The sequence below is a fragment of the Streptomyces rimosus genome (genome assembly GCF_008704655.1).
Lineage (GTDB): Bacteria > Actinomycetota > Actinomycetes > Streptomycetales > Streptomycetaceae > Streptomyces > Streptomyces rimosus.
This window is the reverse complement of record NZ_CP023688.1, coordinates 5,285,158-5,310,197: the sequence shown is the minus strand read 5'-3', so window position 1 is coordinate 5,310,197 and position 25,040 is coordinate 5,285,158. Positions and strand designations below refer to the sequence as shown.

Genomic DNA, 25,040 nt, shown 5'->3' with positions numbered 1-25,040 from the left:
GCCTGGCCGATTCGGCCGTACGCGTGCTGATTCTTCCTGGCCGGGCCCACGGTTGCGAACCCGGGGCCGCTCCCGTCGTGTCCTGGCGGGCTCCCGCGCTGCGCGGCGCCGTCGTCACATGTCGTGACGAGGTATCCCGTACCGGCGCCCCCGCGCACCGGCGCCGGCGCCCGCGAAGCCCTCGGACACGGACCGATCGGGCACCGGCGCGGCGCGTCGCGGCGCCGCTGTCACACCGGCCGCGCGCCGGCGGATATGTCCGGCGACGCCGTCCGGCGTCCCGAAGGGAGCCGTCCGCCGAGCCCGCTGTCCGTGTCCCTGCCGGTCATGCCGTCCCGTCCCCGTGTGCGTCCCGCGCGGCGCCCGCACGGGTCCAGCGCTCCCGCACGTGCCCGCTGCCGGGCCGCGCCGTCCGCGGCCCGACAGCGGGAGCCGGTACCGGCCCGGAGATGCTGTGCGGGGTGCCCGTGCAGCACGGGCCGGTTGTCTATTTAGGGGACAGGACGCCGAACGCGGCTCCTTGGTTGTCCGTGAGCACCGCGAAGGGCCCGCCTGGAGTAGTGATCGGTTCTGCGGTGACCCTGCCGCCCAGGCGGGTGGCGGTCCGTACGGCGTCGTCCATCGCGGCGACGAGGAAGCAGACGGTGAAGTGGGGCGGCATCTCGGCCGGGACGCGGTCGCCCATGAGGGCCCGGCCGCCGATCTCCTCCTTCTGCCCGGCCAGCCGCCAGGGGCGGAAGCGCTCGTCCGACGCCGGGCTGTCGGCCACGCTCTCGAAGCCGAAGACGGCGCCGTAGAAGGCGTCGGCGCCCTGCGGGTCGCGGGTGCTCAGGCCCGTCCGTACGTACGCGCCGGGCTCGCCCGTCACCTCGAAGCCCGGGTGGGTGCCCGCCTGCCAGACGCTGAAGACCGCGCCCGTGGGGTCGGTGGCGACGAGCATGGTGCCCAAGTCGCCGACGGGCACGGCCTCCGAGACGATCCGGCCGCCCGCCTCCAGGATCTTCGCGCTGGTCCTGGCGGCGTCCGGGGTCGCGAAGTAGATGGTCCACGCGGTGGGCAGCCGGCCGTCCGGCTTGGGCATCAGTCCCGCGGCGGCCCTGCCGTCCCGGTACGCCTGGGTGTAGCCGCCGTGCTCGGCGGAGCCCGCGGAGAACGTCCAGCCGAACAGTTCGCCGTAGAATCGCTTGCCCGCTTCCAGGTCGGGCAGCATGACGTCCGCCCAGCAGGGCGCGCCCGCCGCGAATGCAGTCATGGGAACAAAGTAGCCCTGGATCAAGCAGCCCGCCCGGACAGTAATCGAACATTTTGTCAATTCTCTGCGATCACGCTCATTACCGGACAATTCTCGGCGTCCGACAATGGACCGTCCCGCGATCGCCGTACGGCATCCGGAACCCCGTCCACCGGCGCGCACACGTTGTCCACAGCCTGTTGATAAGACAATTCACTTGTTCGGGCCAAGCCGCCCCCGACCCCGCCACGGACCTCCGGTGATGCCGTACGCCCGGGATCGGGCGGCACCGATACGGCCGAACTCCCGCATCCCCATTTGCAGGCAGCCAAATCGCGCTCCGATCACCCCTCGGTAAGCTGACGGCATGACAGGACAAGTACGAACCGTCGACGGCAGAGTCGCCGGGCGCCGCGGACAGGCGACCCGGCAGAAGCTGCTCGACTGCCTCAGCGACATGCTCAGTTCGTCCCCGTACAGAGACGTCAAGGTCATCGATGTGGCCCGCAAAGCGGGCACTTCGCCCGCGACGTTCTACCAGTACTTCCCCGATGTCGAGGGCGCGGTGCTGGAAATCGCCGAGGAGATGGCCAAGGAGGGCGCGAGCCTGACCGATCTGGTGGCCGGACGCTCCTGGGTGGGCAAATCCGGCCGTCAGGCGGCCGAGGAACTCGTCGAGGGATTCCTCTCCTTCTGGCGGCAGAACGACGCGATCCTGCGCGTCGTCGACCTCGGTGCCGCCGAGGGCGACAAGCGGTTCTACAAGATCCGCATGAAGATCCTCAATGCCGTGACCAACTCCCTTACGGATTCCATCAAGGAACTCCAGTCCAAGGGCAAGGTCGACAAGGACGTCAGCGCGGCCGCGATGGCCGGTTCGATCGTCGCCATGCTGGCCGCGGTCGCCGCCCATCAGAAGGGTTTCACGAGCTGGGGCGTCAAACAGCAGGAACTGAAGCCGAACCTGGCCCTGCTGGTCCATCTCGGTGTCACCGGGAAGAAGCCCACGAAATAGCCCGGCCGGTCCGGACCCGTCCGATCCGGCCCGGGCGACATTCCGGGAATTCGCACAATCCCGGGGAGTCCCGGATATCTCGGGAATCCCGGTCGACTCGGGGAATTCACGGAATCCGGCTCACGGAACACTTCGCTACGTTCGCGCTCGTCCTGCCATGGCTGTCCGGTACAGCGGGTGTTGACCGCCCTCCCGGGGCGGCCGGCACCCGCTGTACGCGTTCACGGCCGCGCCTCCAGCCGGAAGATCCGGATCTCCCGCGTGACGCGCGCCTGGTACGCGGCGTACGGCGGCCACAACTCCAGCACCGCCGCCCACGCCCGCGCCCGCTCCTCCCCGCTCAGCAGCCGCGCCCGTACGGGAATGTCCCGGCCCCGCCAACTGATCTTGGCCGCCGGGTTCTTCAGCAGATTGGCCGTCCAGGCAGGGTGTCCCGTGCGCCCGAAGTTGCTGCCGATCAGCAGCCAGGTGCCGGACTCCTCCGGAAAGCAGGCCAGTGGCGTACGCCGCGGCAGCCCCGTCCGGGCGCCGGTCACCGTCAGGACCGCCCCCGGCAGCATCCGCGCGCTCGGCAGCACCTTGCCGCCGGTGAGGCGGTGCACCGTGCGGTCGAGTGCGGGCACGACGTATGGTGCCGCCCGCGCGAACGTCCGCGTCGCCGACATCTTCTGCACCAGCCGCCTGCCGAGTCCCCGCACCCTGTCGGCTCCTCTCGCCTCTACGGACACCGTTCCCCGCCCGATCGCCCTCACGCCGGAACCGCCGCCCGTGCCCCGGCTCCGAAGAGGCCCGCGGTCTCGGCGGCGTGCGCCCGCAGCCGGTGCACGGGCCCCAGCAGCAGTTCGTCGCAGGCCGCGCGTTTGAAGGCGAGGTGGGCGTCGTGTTCCCAGGTGAAGCCGATGCCGCCGTGCAGCTGGATGGCCTCTCCGGCGACCGCGCGCAGCGTCTCCAGGGCGTGCGCGAGCGCGAGGCCGGGGGCGCCGGGCTCGGCGTCCTGCGCCGGTGCGCCCACCGCCCACGCCGCGTAGTAGGCGGCGGACCGGGCCGCCTGCACCCGTACGTACAGATCCGCCAGTCGGTGCTGCACGGCCTGGAACGACGCGATGGGCCGCCCGAACTGCTCCCGGGCCTTGACGTACTCGACGGTCCGCCCGAGCGCCGCGTCCGCCGCCCCGACCGCTTCGGCCGCCAGCGCGGCCGCCGCACCGGCCCCGACCCGCGCCAGCGCGGTCACGACGGCCCCCGCCCCCTCTTCCTCCCCCAGCAACCCTCCGCTCACATCGCGCAGTTGGACACGCGCCAACGGCCGGGTCTCGTCCATCGCCGTCTGCCGGATCCGTACGAGGCCGGGCGCGTCACCGGGCACGACGAAAAGCAGCGTGCGACTGCGCGCGTAACCACCCGTGTGCGCGGCCACCAGGAGCACGTCCGCGCTGTGCCCGCCCACCACCTGCACGGCCTCCCCGTACAGCCGCCACTCCCCCGCCGCGCCACCCGGCTCCGGCGCGCACCTCCGCGCCTGGATGCCGCCGGCCCGGCCGCCGCCCGCCCAGTCACCGTCGTTACGGCCGGACAGCGCGAGCGCGGTGGCCAGCCGGCCGCCCGGCACGGCGAGCGCGCCGGTCAGCTCGCCCGCCGCGAGAGCGGGCAGCAGCTTCGCGCGCTGCCGCTCCGTACCCAGCGCCAGTGCGAGCGGCGCGACGAGGACGGTGGTGGGCAGCAGCGGCGAGGGCAGCAGCACCCGCCCGGTCTCTTCGCAGGCCAGGGCCAGTTCGGTGGGCCCGCAGCCGACTCCGCCGTACGCGGTGGGCAGGGCCAGCCCCGGCAGTCCGAGCTGCTGAGCGAGCTGCCGCCACAGGGCCGGGTCGTAGCCCTCGGCGGTACGGGCGGCGGCCTTGACCTCGTCGGGGCCGCAGCGCTTCTGCAGCAGTTCCCGCAGCGTACGGCGGATCTCGTGCTGCTCCTCGGTGAACGCGGCATCCATCGGCGGGCTCCTCCCGGCCGTCACCACCCTCAACTGACGAGCCGTCATGTTAGGTACGCCCAGCGCAAATGCCCAGCCCCACACGCCTGCCACTGCCACCAAAGCTGATGTACCGTCAGCTCCATGCCGTCAGGGACACCAGTCGCCATAGCCGGTATCGCCCTCTCCGACTGCGGGCGCGTGGACGACGCCACCCCGTACGCCCTGCACGCCCAGGCCGCCCGTCGCGCGCTGGCCGACGCCGGACTGGACCGCTCACTGGTCGACGGCTTCGCCTCGGCCGGACTCGGCACGCTCGCGCCCGTGGAAGTGGCCGAATATCTGGGGCTGCGCCCCACCTGGGTGGACTCCACCTCGGTGGGCGGCGCCACCTGGGAGGTGATGGCCGCACACGCCGCCGACGCGATCGCGGCCGGGCAGGCGCGCGCGGTGCTCCTGGTGTACGGGTCCACGGCGCGCGCGGACCTCAAGGCCCGCCGCCGTACCGCCAACCTCTCCTTCGGGGCCCGGGGCCCGCTCCAGTACGAAGTGCCGTACGGCCACACACTCGTTTCCAAATACGCGATGGCCGCGCGCCGCCACATGCACCAGTACGGCACCACCCTGGAACAGCTGGCAGAGATCGCCGTCCAGGCGCGGATGAACGCGGCCGCCAACCCCGACGCCATGTACCGCACGCCCATCACGGTCGACGAGGTCCTGTCCGGCCCGGTGATCGCCGACCCCTTCACCAAGCTGCACTGCTGCATCCGCTCCGACGGCGGCTGCGCGGTCCTGCTCGTCGCCGGGGAGTACGTACGCGACCTGCCCAGACCCCCGGTCTGGGTGCTGGGCACGGGCACCGCCGTCTCGCACGCCGCGATGTCCGAGTGGGACGACTTCACCGTCTCCCCCGCCGCCGTCTCCGGCCGCCTCGCCTTCGGGCGGGCCGGGGTGCGCCCCGCGGAGATCGACGTGGCCGAGATCTACGACGCCTTCACCTACATGACCCTGGTCACCCTGGAAGACCTCGGTTTCTGCGCGAAGGGCGAGGGCGGCCCGTTCGTCACGAAGGGACGGCTGCTGCGGGACGGCGGCCTGCCCGTCAACACGGACGGCGGCGGCCTCGCCGCCTGCCACCCCGGCATGCGCGGCCTGTTCCTCCTGGTCGAGGCGGTACGCCAGCTACGCGGCGAAGCGGGCCCGGACCGCCAGGTACGCCGCGCGCACGGCCGCCTGCCGGAACTGGCCGTGGCGTCGGGGACCGGGGGGTGGTTCTGCTCGTCGGGGACGGTGGTGTTGGGGCGGGGGTAGGGGGTGCCCCGCAACCGTAGGAGGTGCCCCTCAGCGGACTCAGCGGCCGGCGGACTCGGAACCGCGTGGCCAAGGCCGACTACTTCTGCACCGGCGGGCAGTAGCCGGTCTTCTCGCCGATGGAGTTGATCACAGCGTTGGAGCGCGGGTCGCCCGCGTAGTTGATCTGGTTCGTGCAGCTCTTGCCGGCTTCCTTGGGGGTGCCGGACGGCGCGGTCCGGTCCTTCGAGCCCGGCTTCTGCTTCTGCGGGGCCGGGCAGTGGCCGGTGTCCGCGCCGATGGAGTTGATCTCGGCGTTGGACCGCGGGTCGCCCGCGTAGTCGATCTGGTTCGTGCACCGTTCGCCGGACTTCTTCGGGGCGCCCGACGTGCCCGAGGTGCCCGGCTTGCCCACCGAGGTGCCCTGCCCCGCCCCCTGCGGCTTCTTGACCGTGGCGTCGGAGGACTGCTGACCGCCCGCGACGGCCGAGGTGGACGGCGCGGACTTCACGCCGGTGCCGTCCTGGCAGGCGGTGAGGCCGAACGCGGCGGCGGCGATCACCAGGGCGGCGGCGGCCTTGCGGGCGTGGCGGAGGGTGGTGCGCTGCGTCATGGTCTTCCCCGTTCTCCGAGTGGTGTTTCCACGGTTCCGGGCCGGGTTTCCGGCTCGTGGGAACGAGATTGCCGCCCACCGCTGACGCTCCGCCGCCGTGCGGCTAACGCCTCACTAACATCCGGCATTTCCGATGCCGGCCGCGCCGGAGGGCTCAGGCGCGTGGCCGTAGGCTCGGCACATGGACTCCGGGTATGTGGATCAAGGCAGCGATATACACCCTTCCTCGGCCGGGGCGGCGCCGCAACGCGCCGTGCACGGCTCGTTCTCCCTGTCGCGGGACTTCTCGGTGCCGCCCGCCCGGGTCTTCGCGGCCTTCGCCGAACCCGCGCTGCGGACACGGTGGTTCCGCATGCCGGCCAGGCGCGAGGACGTGCACCACGAGCTGGACTTCCGTATCGGCGGCAGCGAGCTGGCGCGCGCCACGACCCGGGTCTCGGGTGTCGAGGAGCACCTGGAGTACCGGTCCCGCTTCCTCGACATCGTCCCCGGCACGCGCATCGTGTCCGTCTACGAGACGTACGTGGACCACGTCCGCCGCTGGGTCTCCCTGACCACGGTCGAGCTCGCCGAGCGGCCCGACGGGTGCCGTCTGGAGTGGACCGAGCAGTACGCCTTCCTCGTCGCGACCGCGGGCGGCGGACAGGACGTCGCCCACCTCCGCGGCAGCGCGCAACTGCTCCTCAACGGCCTGTCCACCGTCGTCGAACCGCACCTTTACGGGCACCTGGGTACGCAGGGCCGCACCGCGCCGTAAGGGAAGCCGGAAGAGTCCGGTCCCGGCCCGTCTAAGCGAGCGGAAGCGTGTACTCCACCGCGCGTTCGGTCGTCGGGGTGAAGCCCAGCCTCTGGAGCGCGGCGTGCAGCTCTTCGTCGTCGGGCGACGCGTTGACCTCGGCGGAGCGCAGGCCGGGGTGGTCCGTGTCGAGGGCGTGCAGCGTGCCCGCGGTGATGGCCGTGAGCGCGTCGGCGGTGCTGTCGGCCTCGCGGTTGTGGACGAGGCGGGCGCGGGTGCCGGCCAGTTCGACGTTGTACCAGGCTTCGTCCGTGCCGATACGGAACGCCGCGTCCTCGCGCCCCTCCTCGGCAGGAAGCCGCCGTACCGCCGCGTCCCCCACGGGAACACCGGCCGGCAGGTCGCGCCGCCACCAGCGGTAGACCTCGCCGCTCTCCATGGCGCCCAGCTCCACCGCGGCCTTGCCGGGACTCGTCTCCTCCTCCGTGATCCACCGCAGTGCCGTGCCGCCCGCCTGGCGGACCGCGTCCGCCGCCTCCCGCAGCAGCGGCACCAGCAGCTCGTCCTCCGCGCAGTCGAGTACGGCGACGAAGCGCAGTGCGGCGTCCGAGGCCCCCAGGTCCAGCAACGCGACGGAGCCTTCGACGTCCCCCTGCGGGCGTGCGGCGAAGACGGCGACGGTGCCTTCGCCGCACCACAGCTCACCGGCGCGGGACGGGTCGGTTATACATTCAACGAAGTTTGCCATTTCTTTACCCTATGGAGATATGCCCGCGCTTGTCCACTATGGGGCCATACGAAGGGCCCCTCCGGTCCGCCGGTTACGGGGTCACGGGATTACGGAAGGGCGCCGAGGAATTCCCGTACCGCCGCGGCCAGCCCGTCCGGGTCCTCGGTGAGGATGAAGTGTCCGGCGTCCAGTTCCACCCGGCGGGTATGCGGCCGGCGTTCGGTCATTTCCCGTGCCAGCTCCGGGGAGACCAGGAAACTCCTGCGTCCGTGGACGAGCAGGGCCGGGCAGTCGCTCCCCAGCCAGGCCGCCCAGTGATCACCCCGTACGGCGAGGTCGGACGCGACGACGTCCTCCGGAACGAACGGCAACCGCCAGCTCCCGTCCGGCTGTTGCCGCAGCCAGTTCCCGGCGATCGGGGCCGCCTCGCCGAGCCCGTCGAGCAGCGCCTCCCTGGTCGGCGCCTGCCGCGGCCAGTCGAGGCAGAAGGAGATGCCGCTCGGGCCCGTGTCCGTGATGACGACCGGGTCGTCCACGTTGATCAGGGCCCGCACCCGGCCGGGGTGCCGGGCGGCCAGGTGGTACGCGTTCTTGCCGCCCATGGAGTGGCCGAGCACGACGGCGGACGGCAGGCCGAGGTGGTCGAGCAGGGCCACGGCGTCGGCGACATAGCCCTCGCGGGAGTATTCCGGAGCGCGGTCGGACTCGCCGTGGCCGCGCTGGTCGGGCGCGATCACCCGCCATTCCGGGCCGAGTTCGGCGGCGAGCGCGGCGAATCCGCGGCCTTCGGAGAAATGCCCGTGCAGGGCGAGAAGGGGTTTTCCAGTGGCGGGCCCGAAGTCGAGACAGGAGAGGCGGCGGCCGTTCAGGCGCAGTTCGGCACGTGCGTATCGCTGACTTTCCATGCCCCCGACAGTACGGGCCGGATCACCCCACCGTACGCTTAAGGGCGTTTTTAGACATTCATGGAAAATCGAGTGTGAACGCATGAAGAAGCAGGCCCGTTTCACGGCTCTCCTCGCGGCAGCCGCCGTCGCCCCGGCCGTCCTTTTCTCGTCCCCCGCGGTCGCCGCCGAGGCGCCGTCCACGGCCAGGTCGGCACCGGACCAGGGCGCCGGGACGACGCCGGACGAGGCCGCGAAGCAGAAGGCCCGGTCCGAGCTGGAGGACCGGATCAAGGTCTCGCAAATCGCCGCCGACAAGAATTCCGGCCGCCAGGTCCGCCGGGAGGCCAACAAGGCGCTGGACGGCACGGCGGAGGACGTACGCCGGTTCCTGGAGACGGGGCTGGACAAGGCGCGCGACACCGACAATCGCGTGGCGGTCATCCGGACCCTGTCGGGCAAGTACGTCGGCCGGAACGTCCGCGAGGCCGTGGACAAGGCGATGGACGGCACTCCGCAGGACCGCGTGTACTACCTCGAAGAGGGGTACCACCTGGCGCAGCGCGCGGACAACCGGGTGCACACGCTGCAGATCATCAGCGTCGGTGGCCCCGCGGTGCGGGAAGCGGGCAAGGAGGCGCTCCGCAGCAAGGACGACGCCGCCATCCTGCACTTCCTCGACGTAGGCCAGTACGAAGCCCGCGCCAAGGACGAGGCGGCCCGGAAGAAGGCCGAAGAGGAGAAGGCGGCCAAGGAGAAGGCCGAGAAGGACAAGGCGTCCAAGGACAAGGCCGCCGAGGAGAAGGCGGCAGAGGACAAGGCCGCCAAGGACAAGGCCGCCAAGGACGGCGGAAAGGGCGGTGCGGGCACGGACGGCAAGACCGGCACTCCCGCCACCGACGTCCGTTCCGGCGGCGAGCCCTCCTCGGTCGCCGTCTCCGGCAACGCCGTGACGCCCACCTCCGGCGGCACCTCCCTGGCCGCCACCGGCGTCAGCCCGGCCACCCCGTGGGCCCTCGGCGGCGCCGCCGTAGCGGTCACCGCGGGCGCCGGCCTGGTGATCGCCGGCCGTCGCCGTACCGCCGCCACCGAGCGCGGCTGATCCCTTACGGATACGGCGGGACGACCGGCCGCCCGGTCGTCCCGCCCCGCCTCACTTCCCCAGCGGCGCGATCCGCCGCTGCGCCACCGCCACCGCCGCCCGGAACCGCGGGTCGGGCCGCAGCGCGTACTCCCGGCGGCACGCCTCGGTGAACTTCAGGACGTGTTCGTCCCCGTGCTCCACGGCCCGCGCGCCCAGCTCGTCCAACGAGGGTAGTTCCGCGCGCAGTTCAGGAGCCGGCTCGGCCCGCCAGGCCCCCGTTCCCTCCCCGCGCCGGCTCGTCGTGAAGGCGAGCAGCAGTGCCGTGTGCACCTGCCACAGCGCGGCCAGCGTCGGTTCGTACTGGTCGGCGGGCAGGTGCGGCAGGACGAGCCGGGCGGCGGCGGGCGCGGTGACGCCGTGGATCAGCGGCACCGGGAAAACCTCGTCGTGGCTCAGGTACACGTCGGAGAACTGGGCCGTCATCTCGCTCAACAGGTACGGCGCGTGCTCGACGGCCAGCGCGTCCAGCGCCTCGGCGTAGCCCGGCAGGTCGGCGAGGCGCGCCAGCCTGCCGCGTGCGACACCCGGATGCATCGGCCCGCCGTCCCCCGGTACGCGCGGCAGCGCCGCGATCGCCCCCGCCAGGTCGTACGAGCCGCGCAGCCGCGCCTGCCCGGGGAGGGCGGTGTAGCGGGCGGCCCAGTACGCCAACCCGCGCGCCAGCTCGGCCAGTTGGAATTGTGTCGGCTTGCCGTCGGCCGACCCGTACAGGGCCCGTACCGCGTGTGCCGTACGGATCAGCCCGTGCGTCAGCCCCGCGAAGAGCCCCGGCAGCAGCCGCGGCCACCAGCGGGCGAGCACGTCGCGCCACGGGGCGCCGGCCAGTTCCCGTGCGAACAGCCGCTCCCAGTCGCCGGCCCGGTCGAATGCGCCGAGCGCCGGCCGCCAGGAGCTCTCGTCGTCGGGGTCGAGCGGGAAACGGGCGGCGGGCGGCTCGTGGTGGGGCATCGCGACGCGGTAGCGCTCCACCCATCCGGCCACCTCCCCCTCGTACCCGAGCACTGCCAGCGCCTCGGCGCCCATCGGCCCGTGGTTGGCCAGGTCCACCCCGGCGCCTCGTTCGTACCCCAGGTCGTCCATGCGCTCCAGGGCTTCGTTGACCGCGTCGTGATAGCTGATCGACGGCATGCGCCTGCTCCTTCCGGAGGTCGCGGTCCCCGTGATCCGGAGACCAACAGTTTGGAAATCCAAACCATCTAGACTCGCAGTATGCCGCACGCCCCTCAGACCGAAAGCGCCGGGCGCCCCGTCCACGTACCGGCCCCCGCGGACGTCGAGGTCATCGGCCTGATCCCGCTGCTCGCCCCGTACTTCCGCAAGGGGCTCGTCGAGGGCGCCATGCCCGAGCCGCTGCTCGGCACCATGAAGGCGCACCACCTCACCCCGCGCCACGGAGCGGTGCTGCCGCAGCTCCTCGCGGGCGAGCTGACCGTCGGCGAGCTGGCCCGGCGCCTGCGGGTCTCCCTGCCGACCGCTTCCGAGCTGGTCGGTGCCCTGAACCGGGCCGGCATCGTGGAACGCGACGAGGACCCGGCCAACCGCCGCCGGGTCCTCGTCTCCCTGTCCCCCGACTACCGCCCCGCGATCGAGCGGTTCATCGCGACCCGCTCCGAGCCGCTGCTGCGCGCCCTCGACACCCTCTCGCCGCGCGACCGCGCGGGCTTCGTCGCGGGCCTGGCGGCGTGGACGCGCGAGATACTGGCGTAGGGGGAGCGCGCCGGGGAGTGCGTTACGGGCTCACGCCTTCGGCCGCGCCCCGATCATGAACCCGGTGCCGAACGGGTCGGCGATCCGCGCCTGCCGTACGTACACGGTGTCCTCCGGCTCCCCCGCCGTACCGCCGGCCGCGACCGCCCGCGCCACCGCCGCGTCCGTGTCCGCGACCTCGAAGATCGTCCCCCAGCCCGCCGCCCCGGCGGACGGATCGCCCAGGATCCCGCCGATCTCGTGCCCGTCCGGACGGCGCAGGAACGTGAAGTCGACGTCCGGCATGTCGGGGTTGGAGTCCAGCGTGTAGCCGAAGACGGCCGCGTAGAAGTCGCGGGCCGGGGCGGGATCCGGGGCGATCAGGTCGTTGCGTACGAGGGCGTTGGGCTCGTTGACGACCTCGCAGCCGAGGCGGCCGCGGCCCTGCCACAGCCCGAACTGCGCGCCCACGGGGTCCTCGGCGATCGCCGCCCGTCCGTAGTCCCGTATCTCCACCGGCCCCCACAGCACCCGGCCGCCCGCGTCCGCGATCCGCTTGGCCGTGCCGTCGCAGTCGTCGGTCGCCATGAACATGGTCCACGCGCCGCCCGCCGCGCCGGGCCGCTCCATGAGCCCCGCCGCACGCCGCCCGTCGACCAGCCCGACGGCGTACCGGCCGTGCGTCGCCGCCTCCGCGGTCTCCCCCACGGTCCCCGTCTCGTACGTCCAGCCGAACAGCGCGCCGTAGAAGTCCATGGCCCGGTCCAGGTCGGGCACGGTCAGCTCGATCCACGTGGGCGTTCCGTCGGGCTGGTTTCCGGTGACACGGCTCATGATGTGCTCCTCACGGTATGGGGCTGCCGACCGGCCGCGCCGGCCCGGTACCTCCGACGCTAGGCGCCATGCAGGACGGAAGGCGTCCTATATGGGCCAGGGTTCACGGGAACTCCCGTAACACCACTGCACGCCCGTCTACGGCCCCCCGTTACGTCCCCGCCGAAGCGCTGCAACAAAGGGCAGCCACCATCAAGCGCACACGGCCGCCCCGCCCGCCGGCCCCGCCAGTTCCTATCGGAAGCGACGACCCGATGCTCCGCCATTTGCCGCCTCCCGTACGGCGCGCCCTGACCGCCGTACCGGCGCTCGCGCTCTCCGTGGCCGCCGTCTGCACGCTGCTGAGCGGCTGCGACGGTACCGGGAAGCCGAGGAGCGCCGGGCACGCGGTGGCTGCCGCGGCACCCGAACGGCTGTGGCCCGGCAGGCAGCTCCCGCCGCCGCTGGGGAAGCCGGACGACCCTCCGAAGCCGATGCCGCTGCGGTCGGCGCCGCGCGTGCCGTCCGGCGACATACGCCGGGTCACCGCCCTCGCCGTGGCCCGGGCCGCCGTCGAGGACACCGGCAGCACGGTCGGCTGGGACGCCACGACCAAGGGCATCAAGGAGTGCCGGGTCATCGGCCGCACACCGTGCCCCATTCTGGCCCCGCACTACCGGGACCTGAACGGTGACGGCAAGGACGAATTGCTGCTCGGCGTCGAGGCGGAGCAGCGTTTTCTGCTTCTGTGGGCCTTCACCGTGCGGGACGGAGTGATCACCAAAGTTCTGGACGACTGGGTGCGCCCGCTGTCGGTCGAGGTCTCCGGCCATGACGTCACCGTGCGGGAAGCTGCCGAGAAGGGCGGCTACGACCTGCGCAAGGTCTACTCCTGGGACCGGCGCCTCCAGGCGATGAAGGAGCGGATCACCGAGTACGTGGAATCCGGCCGCGGGAAATGACCCGGAGAATACATGTCGTTACCGCATTCCCCCGCCGAATTGCCGCGATAACGCACAGCCAACATCATGTGCCGTGTGGCCCCTGCCCTGCCCCGCCCTGCCGGGCCCGACGGAAATGACGTACCGACCCGAGATGACGTACCGATGCGCCGGTCCCTGACGCTCGCCCTCGTATGCGCGTCCGCGCTGCTGAGCGGCTGCGCCGTGACCGGCGATCCGAAGAGCGCCGGGCGGACCCCCGCGGCCAGCGCTCCCGAACAGGTGTGGGCCGCCCGCAAGTCCCCCGAGCCCCTGGGGCCGCCCAACTCCGCCGGCAAGCCGACCCCGCTGCGGACCTTGCCGCGCGTGCCGTCCGGCGACATCCACCAGGTCGCGCCGCTCACCATCGCCCGCGCCGCGGCCGGGCCGATGGACTCCTCGGACGACACGGTGAAGAAGATCAAGGAGTGTCGCTCCATCGGACAGCGGCCGTGCGCCGTACAAGCCCCCCGCTACCGGGACCTCAACGGCGACGGCAAGGACGACCTCCTCCTGGCCATCGAGACGGGCAACGCCTGGGTGTCCCTGTGGGCCTTCACCGTCAAGGACGGAGTGATCACCCAGATCCTGGGCGTCTCGGACAGCGCCCGCTCGGTCGAACTCTCGGGGCGCGACGTGATCGCGTGGGACCCGGTGGAGGCGGGCGGCTACGACATGCGCCGCGTCTTCTCGTGGGACGAACGCCTCCAGGCCATGAACGAACGCGTCACCGAGTACGTCGAGTCCAGCCCCAGGAAATGACGTACCGATGCGCCGCTCACTGACGACCTGCCTGGTGTGTGCCTCCGTGCTGCTGAGCGGCTGCGCGGCGACCGGCGAGCCGAAGAGTGCCGGGCGTACGGCGGCCGTGTCGGCGCCGTCCCGGCTGTGGCCCGGCCGTACGGCTCCGCCGCAGCCCACGGAGCCGCCGGAGGCGGCGGACACCCCGAAGCCGTTGCGGGCGTTGCCGCGCGTGTGGTCCGGTGACATGCGCCGGGTCTCGGCGCTCGATGTGGCGCGGGCCGTGGACGAGGGGTGCCGGGCCGCCGGGCGGGCGCCGTGCGCCATGGAGACGCCGCAGTACCGGGATCTGACGGGTGACGGCAAGGACGAGTTGCTGCTCGGCGTCGCATCCGGAAAGACGTCTCTGTCCCTGCGGGCCTTCACGGTCAGGGACGGGGTGGTCACCCAGATCATGGACGCCGGGGTGACCCCCTCGTCGGTCGAACTCTCGGGCCGCGACGTACTCGTCCGGGAACCCGCCGACTACGCCGGATACGACCTCCGTCGCGTCTACACGTGGGATGCGCACCTGCAGGTCATGAACGAACGCGTCACGGAGTACGTCAGACGATGAGGCGGAGGAACTCCGCCCAGGCGGTGGGGGGTACGGCGAGCGCCGGGCCGGATGTGTTCTTGGAGTCGCGTATGTGGATGGTGGTGGGGGTTGGGGCGACTTCGACGCAGGTTTCGCCATCGGGGTTGCTGTGACTGCTTTTGAACCAGGTCAGTTCGGAATCCACACTCACCCTGCCAGCTTCTCGACGAATTCCAGCGACCTCTGCGGGTCCATGGCCTGGGCCCTGAGGGCGGCGATCCTCTGGGCGTACTGATTGGCCTCAACCGGCCTCGTCAGCAACCTACCCTTGCCCTGCCCCTCCATGAAGATGCTGAAGCGCCCGTCCGGGGAGAACAGCACGTCCAGCGGCCCACCGAGCCCCGCGTGCTTGGTCACGTTCGTGGGCATTACCTGCAACATGACGTGCTCCAGCTCGCGAAGCGTCTCCACGATGTGAAGCAGGCACCTCTTGAATGCCGTGGCACCGCCGATCGGTCGCTCGAAGACCGACTGCTCAACCACGAAGCTCACCGTCGGGGCCGGATCCCGGACGAGCGCGGATTTCCGTTCCAGTCGCTCTTCCACCAGCCGCTCGAGTTCGCTCTTGCTGTACGCCGGCAGCCGGGTCCGGAACAGGGCCCAGACGTAGTCAGGTGCCTGCAACAACCCGGGCAGCACCAGGCACTGGTACCCCTCGACACTCAGAGCCTCGGCCTCCAACGCCTTCCACTCCAGGAACTGGTCACGCCCTGACTCCTGCTCCATCAGGCTGATACACGACTCCAGCTCGCCTTCGGCGGCGGTGAGCCGGTCGGCCTCGGTCAGGAACCCCGCGCTCGGAATACGCCCTCCGCGCTCGTACGCCCCCTCCAGCGATACCGACACATGGGTCTCACGAGCCAGTTCCTTCTGCGTCATTCCCGCACGCTGACGCCAGGAGCCGATAAGCCTCCCGACATGTACGCGCGCGGCCGATGGTTCCGGGCTGTAAGCCGCCATGATCAACCACCCCACACTTTCCCTTGTACGACGCTTACGTCTGGTGACGCTACGCACACCCGCCGACCCTTGATGACATGACGACGAAAGACCACCCCGACGAGCCCCGCCTCCTCCCCTGGGCCAATCAGGACGGCAAGCCCTGTTACGTGATCGGGGAGGGCCGCGGCCTCGTGTCCGACTTCGCGGACGAGCTCGAAGAGTTGCAACTGTGCACCGCGATCGAGGTGTTGGACCACTCGCGCGCGAGCCTCAACCGCGCCGAACCGCTCGCCCCCACCGAGCTGCTGTTCATCACCAACCGGCTCACCGAGTCACTGACCGACGCCGTACGCGTGGCCGACAGCCGGGGCCGACGACTCGGCCAGGCCCTTCACACACCGTAAGCGCGTACGTGGACGACGGCGGGCGGCGCGTAACCACGCTGCCCGCCGCCAAGCCGTACACGTACGCCACACCCGCTCCCCCGGAACCCACCGCGCCACGCGCGGCTAGGCTGCCGGGCATGGTGGATCACCCGGCTGAAAGCCAACCCTCGGACCCCGCCGCCGACGACCGCTTCCGCGCGCTTCTGCGCACGCTTCGCGTCTGGGACTGCGAGCTGCCCGCCATCGACCCGGACCCCGCGCAGGCCCCGCCCCACCCGCTGCCCCTCTTCCGGCAGTGGCTACGGGAGGCGGCCGACGCGGGCGTGCCCGAGCCGCACACCATGACGCTCGCGACGGCGGACGCGTCCGGCGACCCCAACGTACGGACCGTGATGCTGCACGATGCCGACGCGCGCGGCTGGCACTTCGCCACCCACCGCGACAGCCGCAAGGGCCGCGAACTCGCCGCCCGCCCGCGCGCCGCCCTCGGCTTCTACTGGCCGGCGCTCGGCCGCCAGGTCCGCGTACGGGGCCACGTCACCGAGGCGGGCCCGGAGGAGAGCGCGGCCGACCTCCACCGCCGCTCGACGGGCGCCCTGGCCGCCGCCCTCGTGGGCCATCAGAGCGAAACGCTCACCTCGTACGCGGAACTGGAACGCGCCTCGGAAGCGGCGTGGGAGCGCGCGCAGCAGGAGCCGGACGCCTCGGTACCGAGCTGGACGCTCTACGTACTGGACCCCGACGAGGTCGAATTCTTCCAGGGGGACGCGCGACGGCGGCACGTACGGATCAACTACCGCAAGGATGGCGGGGGCTGGACACGCGAGTTGCTCTGGCCGTAGCCCTGGCCTATCCATGGCCTGTCCCCGGCCCACCCCCGGCCTACCCCTGGCTCTCCGGCCGGACGGCCGCTCGGCCCAGGCCGCGGCGGATCGCGATCTCCACGGGGGAGTACGCGCCGTCGGCCCGCTCCAGTTCGTACGGCGCGGCCGGCATCAGCGGCGGCTGGGCCATGAACCGCGGCCGCGACCCGTGGTGCGGCTGGGCCGCGTGCACCAGGAACGGGTGGCACAAGAAGACGTCGCCCGGGGACCCGGTGGCGAGGGCGAGTGGCCGGTGGTCGGACGCCGCCACCAGGTCAGGTGCGAGGGTCAGCCCGCTCGCCCCGTCCTCCCCGTGCGGCTCCAGCACCTTCGGCACGTCGAGGTGTGAGCCGACCCGGATGCGGGTCGGGGCGTCCTCCTCGCCGACCTCACTGAACAGGAACAGCATCAGCAGCGCCCGGCCCCGGGAGCGCAGATTGGTGAAGGCCCAGCTCTCGCCCTCCGGCAGGTAGCTCCCCTCGATGTGCCAGCCCGCGTCGTCCGGTTCCTCCGCGTGCGGAAAGCGCAGCGGGAACGTGCCGAGCGAGTAGCGCGGCTCCCAGCGTCCCGCGCCGACGAGCAGGTCGTACGCGTGGTGCAGCTCCGGGGAGTTGGGCGCGGCGGCGAACGGGCCCTGGCCCATGCCCGGCACCCAGTGCACGGGCTGCGTCCACGTCGCCGGATCGTCCGGGTCGCAGCCCGTCTCCCGCCACAGCAGCCGCGCGCAGTCCGCGGCCACGCGCGGCGGGACGGCGCCCTCCAGCTTCACGAAGCCGTCGCGGAGGAAGCGGGATACCAAAGTCGAGTCGTCCATGTCCTCATCGTGCGGCGGCGCCGGTCCCGGCTGCCCGACACTTTCCGCACCGCTTTTGTCGGGTTCAAAGACGCCGGTACATGATGTGCAGCCCGACGTAGCCCTTTGCGAGGTGCAGAAAGCCTTCGGGGAGCGTCGTCATGATCTCGAAGCCGAGGGACTGCCAGAGGGCGACGGCGCGCGTGTTGGTCTCGACGACCGCGTTGAACTGCATGGCGCGGAAGCCGGTCGTACGGGCCCAGTCCACGGCGTACTCGCCCAGCGCGCGGCCCACACCGCGGCCACCGTGGGCCGGGTCGACCATGAAGGAGGCGCCGGCGATGTGGGCGGCGGCGCCCATGTGGTTGGCGTTCATCTTGGCCGAGCCCAGGACCGTACCGGCGCCGTCCACGGCCACGACCGTGCGGGACGGCGGGGCGAGCATCCACATCTCCCGGCTCGTCGGCTCGTCCATGTCGCGGGGATAGGTGTACGTGTCGCCCGCCGCCACGATGGCGCGGAAGAACGGCCAGATGGCGGGCCAGTCGGCCGCGGTCGCTTCTCGGATCAGCACGCCGGTCAGCATGGCGCGGGGCGGGCGGGGCGGGCCAGCGAATTCTCCCCGAGCTGCCGGCACATCCGGCGACCGTTGACGAAGCGGAACGCCGTTCCGTATCGTGCCCAGTGAACCGGAACAGCGTTCCGCTTTGCGTTCGGTCACTGACTCGGCCACTGAAGGGAACCGCGCACCATGAGCGAACCGATCCCCGCCTCCGCCCCCGCTTCCACTCCCGCCCCCGCCCCCGTCCTCTCGGTCAGCCCGGTGGTGCTGCCCGCTCCCGGCCGTCCCGTTGACCTCCAGGTACGGGTCTCCGCGCCCGTGACCGGGGACAACCTGCCGGTCCTCCTCCTCTCGCACGGGCAGGGCCACTCGAACCACCTCTCCTCGCTGAACGGCTACGCCCCCCTCGCCAACTTCTGGGCGGCACACGGCTTCGTCGTCATCCAGCCCACCCACCTGAGTTCGCGCACGCTGACGCTGCCCGCCGATACGCCGGGGGCGCCGATGTACTGGCGGTCGCGGGCCGAGGACATGACACACGTCCTCGACCAGCTCGACGCGGTCGAGACCGCCGTACCGCAGCTGGCCGGACGCCTGGACCGGGGCAGGGTCGCCGTGGCCGGGCACTCGATGGGCGGGCACACCGCGAGCCTGCTGCTGGGCGCGCGGCTCACCGACCCGGACGACGGTACGGAGGTGGACCTGACCGAGCCCCGGATCAAGGCGGGCGTCCTGCTCGCCGGGCCCGGCCGCGGCGGCGACGCCCTGACCCCCTTCGTTGCCGAGAACTGGCCCTTCTTCACGACCACGGACTTCTCCAAGATGGCCACGCCCACCCTCGTGGTCGCGGGCGACGAGGACGACTCCGCCCACCTCACGGTCAACGGCCCGGACTGGCACGCCGACCCCTACACCCTCGCCCCCGGCCCGAAGTCCCTGCTCACCCTCTTCGGCGCGGGCCACGGCCTCGGCGGGATCTCCGGCTACGACGTCGCCGAAACCACCGACGAGAACCCCGGGCGGGTGGCCGCGGTCCAGCGGCTGACCTGGGCGTATCTGCGCACCCAGCTCTACCCGGGAGACTCGGCCTGGCAGACGGCATGCGAGGCGCTGGCGGCCGAGGCCGAGCCGCTGGGGCGGGTCGAGTCCAAGTAGGGCGGCCCGGGACGGAAGACGGGGACGGCGAGGGCCGGTGCATCCCCCACGGCTCCTCCCTCCGTACGGAAGCACACCCGCAACTCCATCCCGACGCGCAGGTCGCCCTCCGGGCAGCCGACGATCTCCGTCATCATCCGGGGGCCCTCGGCCAGGTCCACGACCGCGGCCACGTACGGGACGCGCTCGCCGAACGGTGGCAGGTCGTTCCGGTGCACGACCGACCATGTGTAGAGGGTGGCCCGGCCGCTCGCCTCTTCCCACGTCACGTCTTCGCTCCAGCAACGGGGGCAGAACTCGCGCGGGTAGTGGTGCGCCGCCCCACAGCCGTCGGCGCGGCACCGGCGCAGCAGCAGGCGTCCCTCGGCCGCCGCCTCCCAGTAGGCGCGGCTGAAGGCGTCGGGCTCGGGCAGGTCGAATCTGGGGGTGGGATTCGGTTGCACGGCGGGCACCCGTTTCCGTTTCGGCGGCTTGGAACTGACTGGCCGTCAGTTCAGCGGATGTTGGCCGGGATGCGCAAGGGGGCGGGTCCGGGCCCGGCCGCGTACGGAGACACGCGGGCGCCCCGCCGTTACCCTCACCGGCATGCCGGACGCCGCAGCGCACGCCAGCTCTTCCGCATCCCGCCCCGCCGCATCCAGCACGCCGCCGGCCGCCGTTCCGCCCGTGTACGTGGTCGGGGGCGGGCCGGGCGGGCTCGCCACCGCCGCCGCGCTGGGCGCCCACGGCATCCGCGCCGTCGTCCTCGAAAAGGCGGACGCGGTGGGCGCCTCCTGGCGCGGGCACTACGACCGTCTGCGACTGCACACCACGCGCCGCCTCTCCGGCCTGCCGGGCCTGCCGATTCCGCGCCGGTTCGGGCGGTGGGTCGCGCGGGACGACGTGGTGCGCTATCTGGAGCAGTACGCGGAACACCACCACCTGGAGATCGCCACGGGCGTCGAGGTGCGGCGCGTGGACCGTGCGGCGGGCGGCGGCTGGGTCCTGCACGCGAACGGCGGGCGCGAACTGGCCGCCGGTACGGTCGTGATCGCCACCGGCTACAACCACACCCCGCACCTCCCCGACTGGCCGGGCCGCGACGACTACCCGGGCGAACTGCTGCACGCGGGCGACTACCGCAACGCGCGCCCGTACGCGGGCAAGGACGTGCTGGTCATCGGCACCGGCAACACCGGGGCCGAGATCGCGGTCGACCTGGCGGAGGGCGGCGCGGCGCGGGTGCGGCTGGCGGTACGCACCGCGCCGCACATCGTGCGCCGTTCGACGGCGGGGTGGCCCGCCCAGGCGACGGGCATCCTCGTACGCCGCCTGCCGCCGCGCGCGGTGGACCGGGCGGCCCATGTGATGCGCCGCCTGTCCGTACCGGACCTGTCGGCCCACGGCCTGCCGATGCCGGACACCGGGCTCTACAGCCGGGTGCTGGAGGGGGCGATCCCCGTACAGGACGTGGGGCTGATCGATGCCGTACGGGACGGGGCGGTACGGCCGGTGGCGGCGGTGACGTCCTTCGACGGCGGCACCGTACGCCTCGCGGACGGCGACGCGATCGAACCCGAGGTCGTCATCGCGGCCACGGGTTACCGGCGCGGCCTGGACAACCTGGTCGGCCACCTCGACCTCCTCGACCCCCACGGCCGCCCCCGCACCCACGGCGCCCACACCCTGCCCTCCGCCCCCGGCCTCCACTTCACGGGCTACACGAACCCCATCAGCGGCATGCTCCGCGAACTGGCCCTGGACGCGCGGCGCATCGCGCGGGCGGTCGCCGCGGCGGGCGCCCACCGGGGCGAGGACGGTACGGCCTATTCCTGACGAGCCGTCAGTTGACCTAACCTGACTAGGCGTCAGTTGGATCGGCACTCGTCACACGGGAGCGGGCGTCAGCGATGCTTGGATCGACTTACGGCAGTCTCACCACTCACTCCAGCCCGGCCCGCGTGGTGGCGTGCGGGGCGACACCGCCGCATACCGTGCACGGTACGGCCGTGCCGCCCGCCGACGGCGCGCACGGCGGCAGCGCGGGGCCCGACCTGGACGTCAGCGGGCGTCCGCTGTACGCCCCCGTCCCCGACCTGGACCGGTTCTTCCGGCCCGGGGCGGTGGCGGTCGTCGGGGCCTCCGACAGCGAGGGGCGCCCCAACGCCGGGATCACCCGGCAGCTGATCGCGTGGGCCGAGCGGGTCGGCGCCCGCCTCCACCCGGTCAACCCGGGCCGCGACCGCGTCTTCGGCCTGCCCTGTCACACCTCCGTCTCCGACCTGCCCGAACAGGTCGATCTCGCCGTACTGCTGGTCGCGGACCCGGTGCCGGTCATCGGGGAACTGGCCGACGCCAAGGTCAGGTTCGCGGTGGCCTTCGCCTCCGGCTTCGCCGAGACCGGGGCGGCCGGCGCGGCCGCCCAGGACCGGCTGGCCGAGGCCGTGGCCCGTACCGGCATCCGGCTGCTCGGACCGAACACCAACCTCAACGCCTTCGAGTCGTTCCGCGAGGACCTGGACGGCCCCGCCATCGCCCTGATCACCCAGTCAGGCCACCAGGGCCGTCCCGTCTTCTCCCTCCAGGAGCTGGGCATCCGCCTCTCGCACTGGGCACCGACCGGCAACGAGGCCGATCTGGAGACCGCCGACTTCCTCTCCTACTTCGCCTCCCGTCCCGAGGTCGGGGCCATCGCCGCCTACGTCGAAGGGTTCAAGGACGGCCGCAGCTTCCTGCTCGCCGCCGACCGCGCGGCCCGCAACAAGGTCCCGGTGGTCGCCGTCAAGGTCGGCCGCACCGAGGCCGGAGCGCGTACCGCCGCCTCGCACACCGGCAAGCTCACCGGCACCGACGCGGTGGTGGACGCGGCCATGCGGCAGTTCGGCGTGGTCCGGGTGGACGGGCTGGACGAGTTGCAGGACACCGCGGCCCTGCTCGCCCGCGCCCGTACGCCCACCGCCGACGGCGTCGCCGTCTATTCGATATCCGGGGGCACCGGCGCCCACTTCGCGGATCTGGCGACGGCCGCCGGGCTGCGGCTGCCCACGCTCGGCCGCGCGAAGCAGGACGAGCTGCACCAGTGGATACCGGACTATCTCAGCGTCGCCAACCCGGTGGACAGCGGCGGGCACCCGGTGGGCGACCGGCGCGGCCGGCAGATCATCGACGCGATCCTGGCGGACCCGTCGATCGGCGTACTGATCTGCCCGATCACCGGCCCGTTCCCACCACTGAGCGACAAGCTCGCGCAGGACCTCGTGGACGCGGCGGAAGAGACGGACAAGCTGGTGTGCGTCGTCTGGGGCTCGCCGGTCGGCACCGAGGACGCCTATCGGCGCACCCTGCTGGGGTCCCGGCGGGTGGCGACCTTCCGTACGTTCGCCAACTGCGTCACGGCCGTGCGCGCCCACCTCGAACACCACCGCTTCACGGCCGCCTACCGCTCCCCCTTCGACGGCGCCCCGCGCGTCCCCTCCCCCGCCGCGCGCAAGGCGCAGGACCTGATGCGCCCGGGACAGCAGCTCAGCGAGCACGCGGCGAAGCAACTGCTGCGCGCGTACGGGATCAGGGTGCCGCGCGAGCAACTGGTGACCAGCGCGGCGGCGGCCGTGCGCGCGGCGAGCCTGGTCGGCTACCCCGCCGTCCTGAAGGCGTCCGCGCCGCGGCTCGCGCACAAGACGGAACTCGGGCTCGTGCGGACCGGGCTGACCTCCGCCAGCCAGGTCAGGGACACCTACCGGGAGCTGACCGACATCGCCCGCCACGAGGACATCGAGCTGGACGGGGTGCTCGTCTGCCAGATGGTCGAGCGGGGTGTGGAGATGGTCGTGGGCGTCACGCCGGACCCGCTCTTCGGGCCGACCGTGACCGTCGGGCTGGGCGGGGTGCTGGTCGAAGTGCTGCGGGACACCGCTGTCGGCGTGCCGCCCTTCGGCGAGGACCGGGCCCGCGCGATGCTCGGCGAGCTGCGCGGCCGCGCGCTGCTGGACGGTGTGCGCGGCGCGCCGCCCGCGGACGTGGACGCGCTGGTCGAGGTCGTGTTGCGCGTGCAGCGCATGGCACTTGAACTGAGCGGAGAGCTGGCCGAGTTGGACATCAACCCGCTGATGGTGCTGCCGCGCGGACAGGGCGCGGTCGCGCTCGACGCACTGGCCGTCTGCCACTGACGGGCCGGCCGGGCGCCCGGCCAGCCATACGGCCCGCACCGCCCCCACAACCACCGCCCCCACCGCTTGGAGCCGCTTCGTCATGCCACCCACCCCCGTCTCCCCCGAACCCGGCCGACCCGGGACCGAAGCCCACCGGCCCCCGGCCGATTCCCCCCGGCCCGGCGCCGCTGATTCCTTGATACTCCACACCACTGACAACGGCGTGCTGTGGATCACCCTCAACCGCCCGGCCTCCCTCAACGCCATCACCCCTGACCAGCGCGAACGCATCATTGCCAAACTTTCCGACGCCTCCGCCGACCCGGACGTGCGGGCCGTCGTCATCACCGCCACCGGCAAGGGATTCTGCGCGGGCGCCGACCTGCGCGGCGGGGCGGCCGATACCTCCGGCTCCGCCGCCCCGCAGCCGCCCGAGCGCGTCGCGGGCGACGTGGCCCGTCTGATCCGGCTCGGCGCCCAGCGCCTCGTATCCGCCGTACTGGACTGCGAGAAACCCGTCCTCGCCGCCGTCAACGGCACCGCCGCCGGACTCGGCGCGCACCTCGCCTTCGCCTGTGACCTGGTGGTGGCGGCCGAGTCCGCGACGTTCATCGAGGTCTTCGCGCGGCGCGGCCTCGTACCGGACGGCGGCGGCGCGTACCTGCTGCCCCGGCTCGTCGGACCGCAGCGCGCGAAGGAGCTGCTGTTCTTCGGCGACGCCGTCACGGCGGCCGAGGCCGAACGGATGGGCCTGGTCAACCGAGTCGTGCCGGACGCGGGCCTGGAGAAGGCCGCGCGGGACTGGGCGGACCGGCTCGCCACCGGCCCGACCCGCGCCCTCGCCCTCACGAAGCAGCTGGTCAACGCCTCACTGGAGGCCGACCGGGGCACGGCGTTCGCGGCCGAGGCGGCGGCCCAGGAGATCAACATGACGACGGCGGACGCGCGGGAGGGGGTCGCGGCCTTCGTGGAGCGCCGCCGGCCGACGTACCGGGGGCGGTGAGTCCCGCCGGGACGGGCCTCGCCCGCACCTTCAAAACTGACGGCCCATCAGGTTCAATGGACGCATGATGGGACACGCCGGTATGGCAGCCACCGCGGTGCGCTATCTGCGTTCGGTCGGCGCGCCGACCTCCGCCGCGGCGCCGGACCCGGCCGACCGCGCCGCCGTACCGCCGCGCCCCGCGCTGAGAGCCGTACGGGAGGACGAGCGCGCGCCCCTCGACCCGGCCGACTTCCGCGCCGTGCTCGGCCACTTCGCCAGCGGCGTCACGATCATCACCGCACCCGCACCCGAAACGGCCGGCGCCGACGGCCCGGCGGGCTTCGCCTGCCAGTCGTTCGCCTCGCTGTCCCTGGACCCGCCGCTGGTCACGTTCATGGTGGCCCGTACGTCCACGACCTGGCCGCGGATCGCCCGCGCCGGTGTCTTCTGCGTCAACATCCTGGGGGCGGGCCAGGGGGCACTGTGCCGGGCCTTCGCCGTCAGCGGCGCGGACAAATTCGCGGGGGTCACCCACACGCCCGCCCCCGTCACCGGCTCGCCCCGCCTCGCGGGCGTGCCCGCCTGGATCGACTGCGCGATCCAGGCCGTGCACACCGGCGGCGACCACCTCATCGTCGTGGGACGGGTGGCCGCGCTCGGTGCGGACACGGAAGCCGCGCAGGCCGGGCCACTGCTGTTCCACCGGGGCGTCTTCGGCCGCTTCAATACGTGACGAGAGGCGACGGGCCCGGACGGCAAGG

Annotated in this window: 28 protein-coding genes; 15 read left to right on the top strand and 13 right to left on the bottom strand. The window is 72.4% G+C overall.

What is annotated here, in order from left to right; all coding sequences use genetic code 11:
* Positions 1-487: 487 nt before the first annotated feature.
* Positions 488-1,252: a VOC family protein gene (locus tag CP984_RS22780; RefSeq protein ID WP_030182642.1), complete on the bottom strand. Its 765-nt coding sequence runs from the start codon at positions 1,250-1,252 to the stop codon at positions 488-490.
* 346 nt (positions 1,253-1,598) lie between these two features.
* Here CP984_RS22780 and CP984_RS22775 point away from each other — a divergent pair, with 346 nt between their 5' ends.
* Positions 1,599-2,246, top strand: coding sequence for a TetR family transcriptional regulator (locus tag CP984_RS22775; RefSeq protein WP_003983182.1), 648 nt, complete (start codon positions 1,599-1,601; stop codon positions 2,244-2,246).
* Positions 2,247-2,467: 221 nt separating this feature from the next.
* On the opposite strand, the gene CP984_RS22770 is transcribed toward CP984_RS22775, so the two are convergent.
* Positions 2,468-2,911 carry a nitroreductase family deazaflavin-dependent oxidoreductase gene (locus CP984_RS22770; protein ID WP_032921162.1) on the bottom strand — a complete coding sequence of 148 codons (444 nt, stop codon included), beginning with the start codon at positions 2,909-2,911 and terminating at the stop codon, positions 2,468-2,470.
* 83 nt (positions 2,912-2,994) lie between these two features.
* Entirely contained in the window at positions 2,995-4,230 is a 1,236-nt protein-coding gene (locus CP984_RS22765; RefSeq protein WP_003983179.1) for an acyl-CoA dehydrogenase family protein, read from the bottom strand.
* A 123-nt stretch (positions 4,231-4,353) separates the two neighbouring features.
* Between CP984_RS22765 and CP984_RS22760 the strand changes: the two genes are divergently transcribed.
* Complete coding sequence (locus CP984_RS22760; RefSeq protein WP_043979086.1) at positions 4,354-5,523, top strand: thiolase C-terminal domain-containing protein; 1,170 nt, start codon at positions 4,354-4,356, stop codon at positions 5,521-5,523.
* Positions 5,524-5,602: 79 nt separating this feature from the next.
* Here the strand turns inward: CP984_RS22760 and CP984_RS22755 are convergent, their stop codons facing one another.
* Positions 5,603-6,115, bottom strand: a complete 513-nt coding sequence (locus tag CP984_RS22755; RefSeq protein ID WP_003983177.1) for a hypothetical protein — start codon at positions 6,113-6,115, stop codon at positions 5,603-5,605.
* A gap of 181 nt (positions 6,116-6,296) precedes the next feature.
* Here CP984_RS22755 and CP984_RS22750 point away from each other — a divergent pair, with 181 nt between their 5' ends.
* Complete coding sequence (locus CP984_RS22750) at positions 6,297-6,872, top strand: SRPBCC domain-containing protein (protein ID WP_100246611.1); 576 nt, start codon at positions 6,297-6,299, stop codon at positions 6,870-6,872.
* Between the two features lie 31 nt (positions 6,873-6,903).
* On the opposite strand, the gene CP984_RS22745 is transcribed toward CP984_RS22750, so the two are convergent.
* Together CP984_RS22745 and CP984_RS22740 are read right to left on the bottom strand one after the other, a co-directional pair.
* Positions 6,904-7,599 (bottom strand): hypothetical protein, encoded by a 696-nt coding sequence (locus CP984_RS22745; RefSeq protein ID WP_003983175.1) that lies wholly within the window; start codon positions 7,597-7,599, stop codon positions 6,904-6,906.
* A gap of 89 nt (positions 7,600-7,688) precedes the next feature.
* Positions 7,689-8,486, bottom strand: coding sequence for an alpha/beta fold hydrolase (locus CP984_RS22740; protein WP_003983174.1), 798 nt, complete (start codon positions 8,484-8,486; stop codon positions 7,689-7,691).
* An 82-nt stretch (positions 8,487-8,568) separates the two neighbouring features.
* On the opposite strand from CP984_RS22740, the gene CP984_RS22735 reads away from it, so the two are divergent.
* The gene (locus CP984_RS22735) at positions 8,569-9,567 is read left to right on the top strand and encodes an ALF repeat-containing protein (RefSeq protein WP_003983173.1); all 999 of its coding nucleotides are present in this window, start codon (positions 8,569-8,571) and stop codon (positions 9,565-9,567) included.
* Between the two features lie 51 nt (positions 9,568-9,618).
* Here CP984_RS22735 and CP984_RS22730 read toward each other — a convergent pair whose 3' ends face one another.
* On the bottom strand, positions 9,619-10,737 hold the full coding sequence (locus CP984_RS22730) for a questin oxidase family protein (RefSeq protein ID WP_003983172.1): 1,119 nt from the start codon (positions 10,735-10,737) through the stop codon (positions 9,619-9,621).
* Positions 10,738-10,818: 81 nt separating this feature from the next.
* On the opposite strand from CP984_RS22730, the gene CP984_RS22725 reads away from it, so the two are divergent.
* Complete coding sequence (locus tag CP984_RS22725) at positions 10,819-11,316, top strand: MarR family winged helix-turn-helix transcriptional regulator (RefSeq protein WP_003983171.1); 498 nt, start codon at positions 10,819-10,821, stop codon at positions 11,314-11,316.
* Between the two features lie 30 nt (positions 11,317-11,346).
* Here CP984_RS22725 and CP984_RS22720 read toward each other — a convergent pair whose 3' ends face one another.
* Positions 11,347-12,129 (bottom strand): VOC family protein, encoded by a 783-nt coding sequence (locus CP984_RS22720; protein WP_003983170.1) that lies wholly within the window; start codon positions 12,127-12,129, stop codon positions 11,347-11,349.
* A 254-nt stretch (positions 12,130-12,383) separates the two neighbouring features.
* On the opposite strand from CP984_RS22720, the gene CP984_RS22715 reads away from it, so the two are divergent.
* From CP984_RS22715 to CP984_RS22705, 3 genes are all read left to right on the top strand, one after another.
* Positions 12,384-13,070 (top strand): hypothetical protein, encoded by a 687-nt coding sequence (locus CP984_RS22715; protein ID WP_003983169.1) that lies wholly within the window; start codon positions 12,384-12,386, stop codon positions 13,068-13,070.
* A 144-nt stretch (positions 13,071-13,214) separates the two neighbouring features.
* On the top strand, positions 13,215-13,850 hold the full coding sequence (locus CP984_RS22710; RefSeq protein ID WP_003983168.1) for a hypothetical protein: 636 nt from the start codon (positions 13,215-13,217) through the stop codon (positions 13,848-13,850).
* Positions 13,851-13,857: 7 nt separating this feature from the next.
* Positions 13,858-14,445 carry a hypothetical protein gene (locus CP984_RS22705; protein WP_003983167.1) on the top strand — a complete coding sequence of 196 codons (588 nt, stop codon included), beginning with the start codon at positions 13,858-13,860 and terminating at the stop codon, positions 14,443-14,445.
* Here CP984_RS22705 and CP984_RS22700 read toward each other — a convergent pair.
* Both CP984_RS22700 and CP984_RS22695 read right to left on the bottom strand, forming a co-directional pair.
* Positions 14,435-14,617, bottom strand: a complete 183-nt coding sequence (locus CP984_RS22700) for a DUF397 domain-containing protein (RefSeq protein ID WP_003983166.1) — start codon at positions 14,615-14,617, stop codon at positions 14,435-14,437. The two genes, CP984_RS22705 and CP984_RS22700, sit on opposite strands and share 11 nt — an antisense overlap.
* Positions 14,614-15,426 (bottom strand): helix-turn-helix domain-containing protein, encoded by an 813-nt coding sequence (locus CP984_RS22695; RefSeq protein ID WP_043980044.1) that lies wholly within the window; start codon positions 15,424-15,426, stop codon positions 14,614-14,616. The genes CP984_RS22700 and CP984_RS22695 overlap by 4 nt, the downstream gene beginning before the upstream one ends.
* 77 nt (positions 15,427-15,503) lie before the next feature.
* Here CP984_RS22695 and CP984_RS22690 point away from each other — a divergent pair, with 77 nt between their 5' ends.
* Positions 15,504-15,812, top strand: coding sequence for a hypothetical protein (locus CP984_RS22690; RefSeq protein ID WP_003983164.1), 309 nt, complete (start codon positions 15,504-15,506; stop codon positions 15,810-15,812).
* Positions 15,813-15,931: 119 nt separating this feature from the next.
* The gene (locus tag CP984_RS22685; RefSeq protein WP_003983163.1) at positions 15,932-16,636 is read left to right on the top strand and encodes a pyridoxine/pyridoxamine 5'-phosphate oxidase; all 705 of its coding nucleotides are present in this window, start codon (positions 15,932-15,934) and stop codon (positions 16,634-16,636) included.
* A gap of 40 nt (positions 16,637-16,676) precedes the next feature.
* Here the strand turns inward: CP984_RS22685 and CP984_RS22680 are convergent, their stop codons facing one another.
* Together CP984_RS22680 and CP984_RS22675 are read right to left on the bottom strand one after the other, a co-directional pair.
* Positions 16,677-17,471, bottom strand: a complete 795-nt coding sequence (locus CP984_RS22680; protein WP_003983162.1) for a phytanoyl-CoA dioxygenase family protein — start codon at positions 17,469-17,471, stop codon at positions 16,677-16,679.
* A 64-nt stretch (positions 17,472-17,535) separates the two neighbouring features.
* Positions 17,536-18,036 carry a GNAT family N-acetyltransferase gene (locus CP984_RS22675; protein ID WP_003983161.1) on the bottom strand — a complete coding sequence of 167 codons (501 nt, stop codon included), beginning with the start codon at positions 18,034-18,036 and terminating at the stop codon, positions 17,536-17,538.
* Positions 18,037-18,201: 165 nt separating this feature from the next.
* Here CP984_RS22675 and CP984_RS22670 point away from each other — a divergent pair, with 165 nt between their 5' ends.
* Complete coding sequence (locus CP984_RS22670) at positions 18,202-19,167, top strand: alpha/beta hydrolase family protein (protein WP_003983160.1); 966 nt, start codon at positions 18,202-18,204, stop codon at positions 19,165-19,167.
* Here CP984_RS22670 and CP984_RS22665 read toward each other — a convergent pair.
* Complete coding sequence (locus tag CP984_RS22665; RefSeq protein ID WP_030417469.1) at positions 19,083-19,619, bottom strand: Zn-ribbon domain-containing OB-fold protein; 537 nt, start codon at positions 19,617-19,619, stop codon at positions 19,083-19,085. The genes CP984_RS22670 and CP984_RS22665 overlap by 85 nt on opposite strands.
* Before the next feature lie 133 nt (positions 19,620-19,752).
* Here CP984_RS22665 and CP984_RS22660 point away from each other — a divergent pair, with 133 nt between their 5' ends.
* The 4 genes from CP984_RS22660 to CP984_RS22645 all read left to right on the top strand — a co-directional run bounded on the left by CP984_RS22660 (position 19,753) and on the right by CP984_RS22645 (position 25,012).
* Positions 19,753-20,982 carry a flavin-containing monooxygenase gene (locus tag CP984_RS22660; protein ID WP_030182655.1) on the top strand — a complete coding sequence of 410 codons (1,230 nt, stop codon included), beginning with the start codon at positions 19,753-19,755 and terminating at the stop codon, positions 20,980-20,982.
* A gap of 74 nt (positions 20,983-21,056) precedes the next feature.
* Complete coding sequence (locus tag CP984_RS22655) at positions 21,057-23,312, top strand: acetate--CoA ligase family protein (RefSeq protein ID WP_030182656.1); 2,256 nt, start codon at positions 21,057-21,059, stop codon at positions 23,310-23,312.
* A gap of 178 nt (positions 23,313-23,490) precedes the next feature.
* Positions 23,491-24,297, top strand: coding sequence for an enoyl-CoA hydratase/isomerase family protein (locus CP984_RS22650; RefSeq protein WP_003983156.1), 807 nt, complete (start codon positions 23,491-23,493; stop codon positions 24,295-24,297).
* An 82-nt stretch (positions 24,298-24,379) separates the two neighbouring features.
* Positions 24,380-25,012, top strand: a complete 633-nt coding sequence (locus tag CP984_RS22645; RefSeq protein ID WP_003983155.1) for a flavin reductase family protein — start codon at positions 24,380-24,382, stop codon at positions 25,010-25,012.
* Positions 25,013-25,040 lie beyond the last annotated feature (28 nt).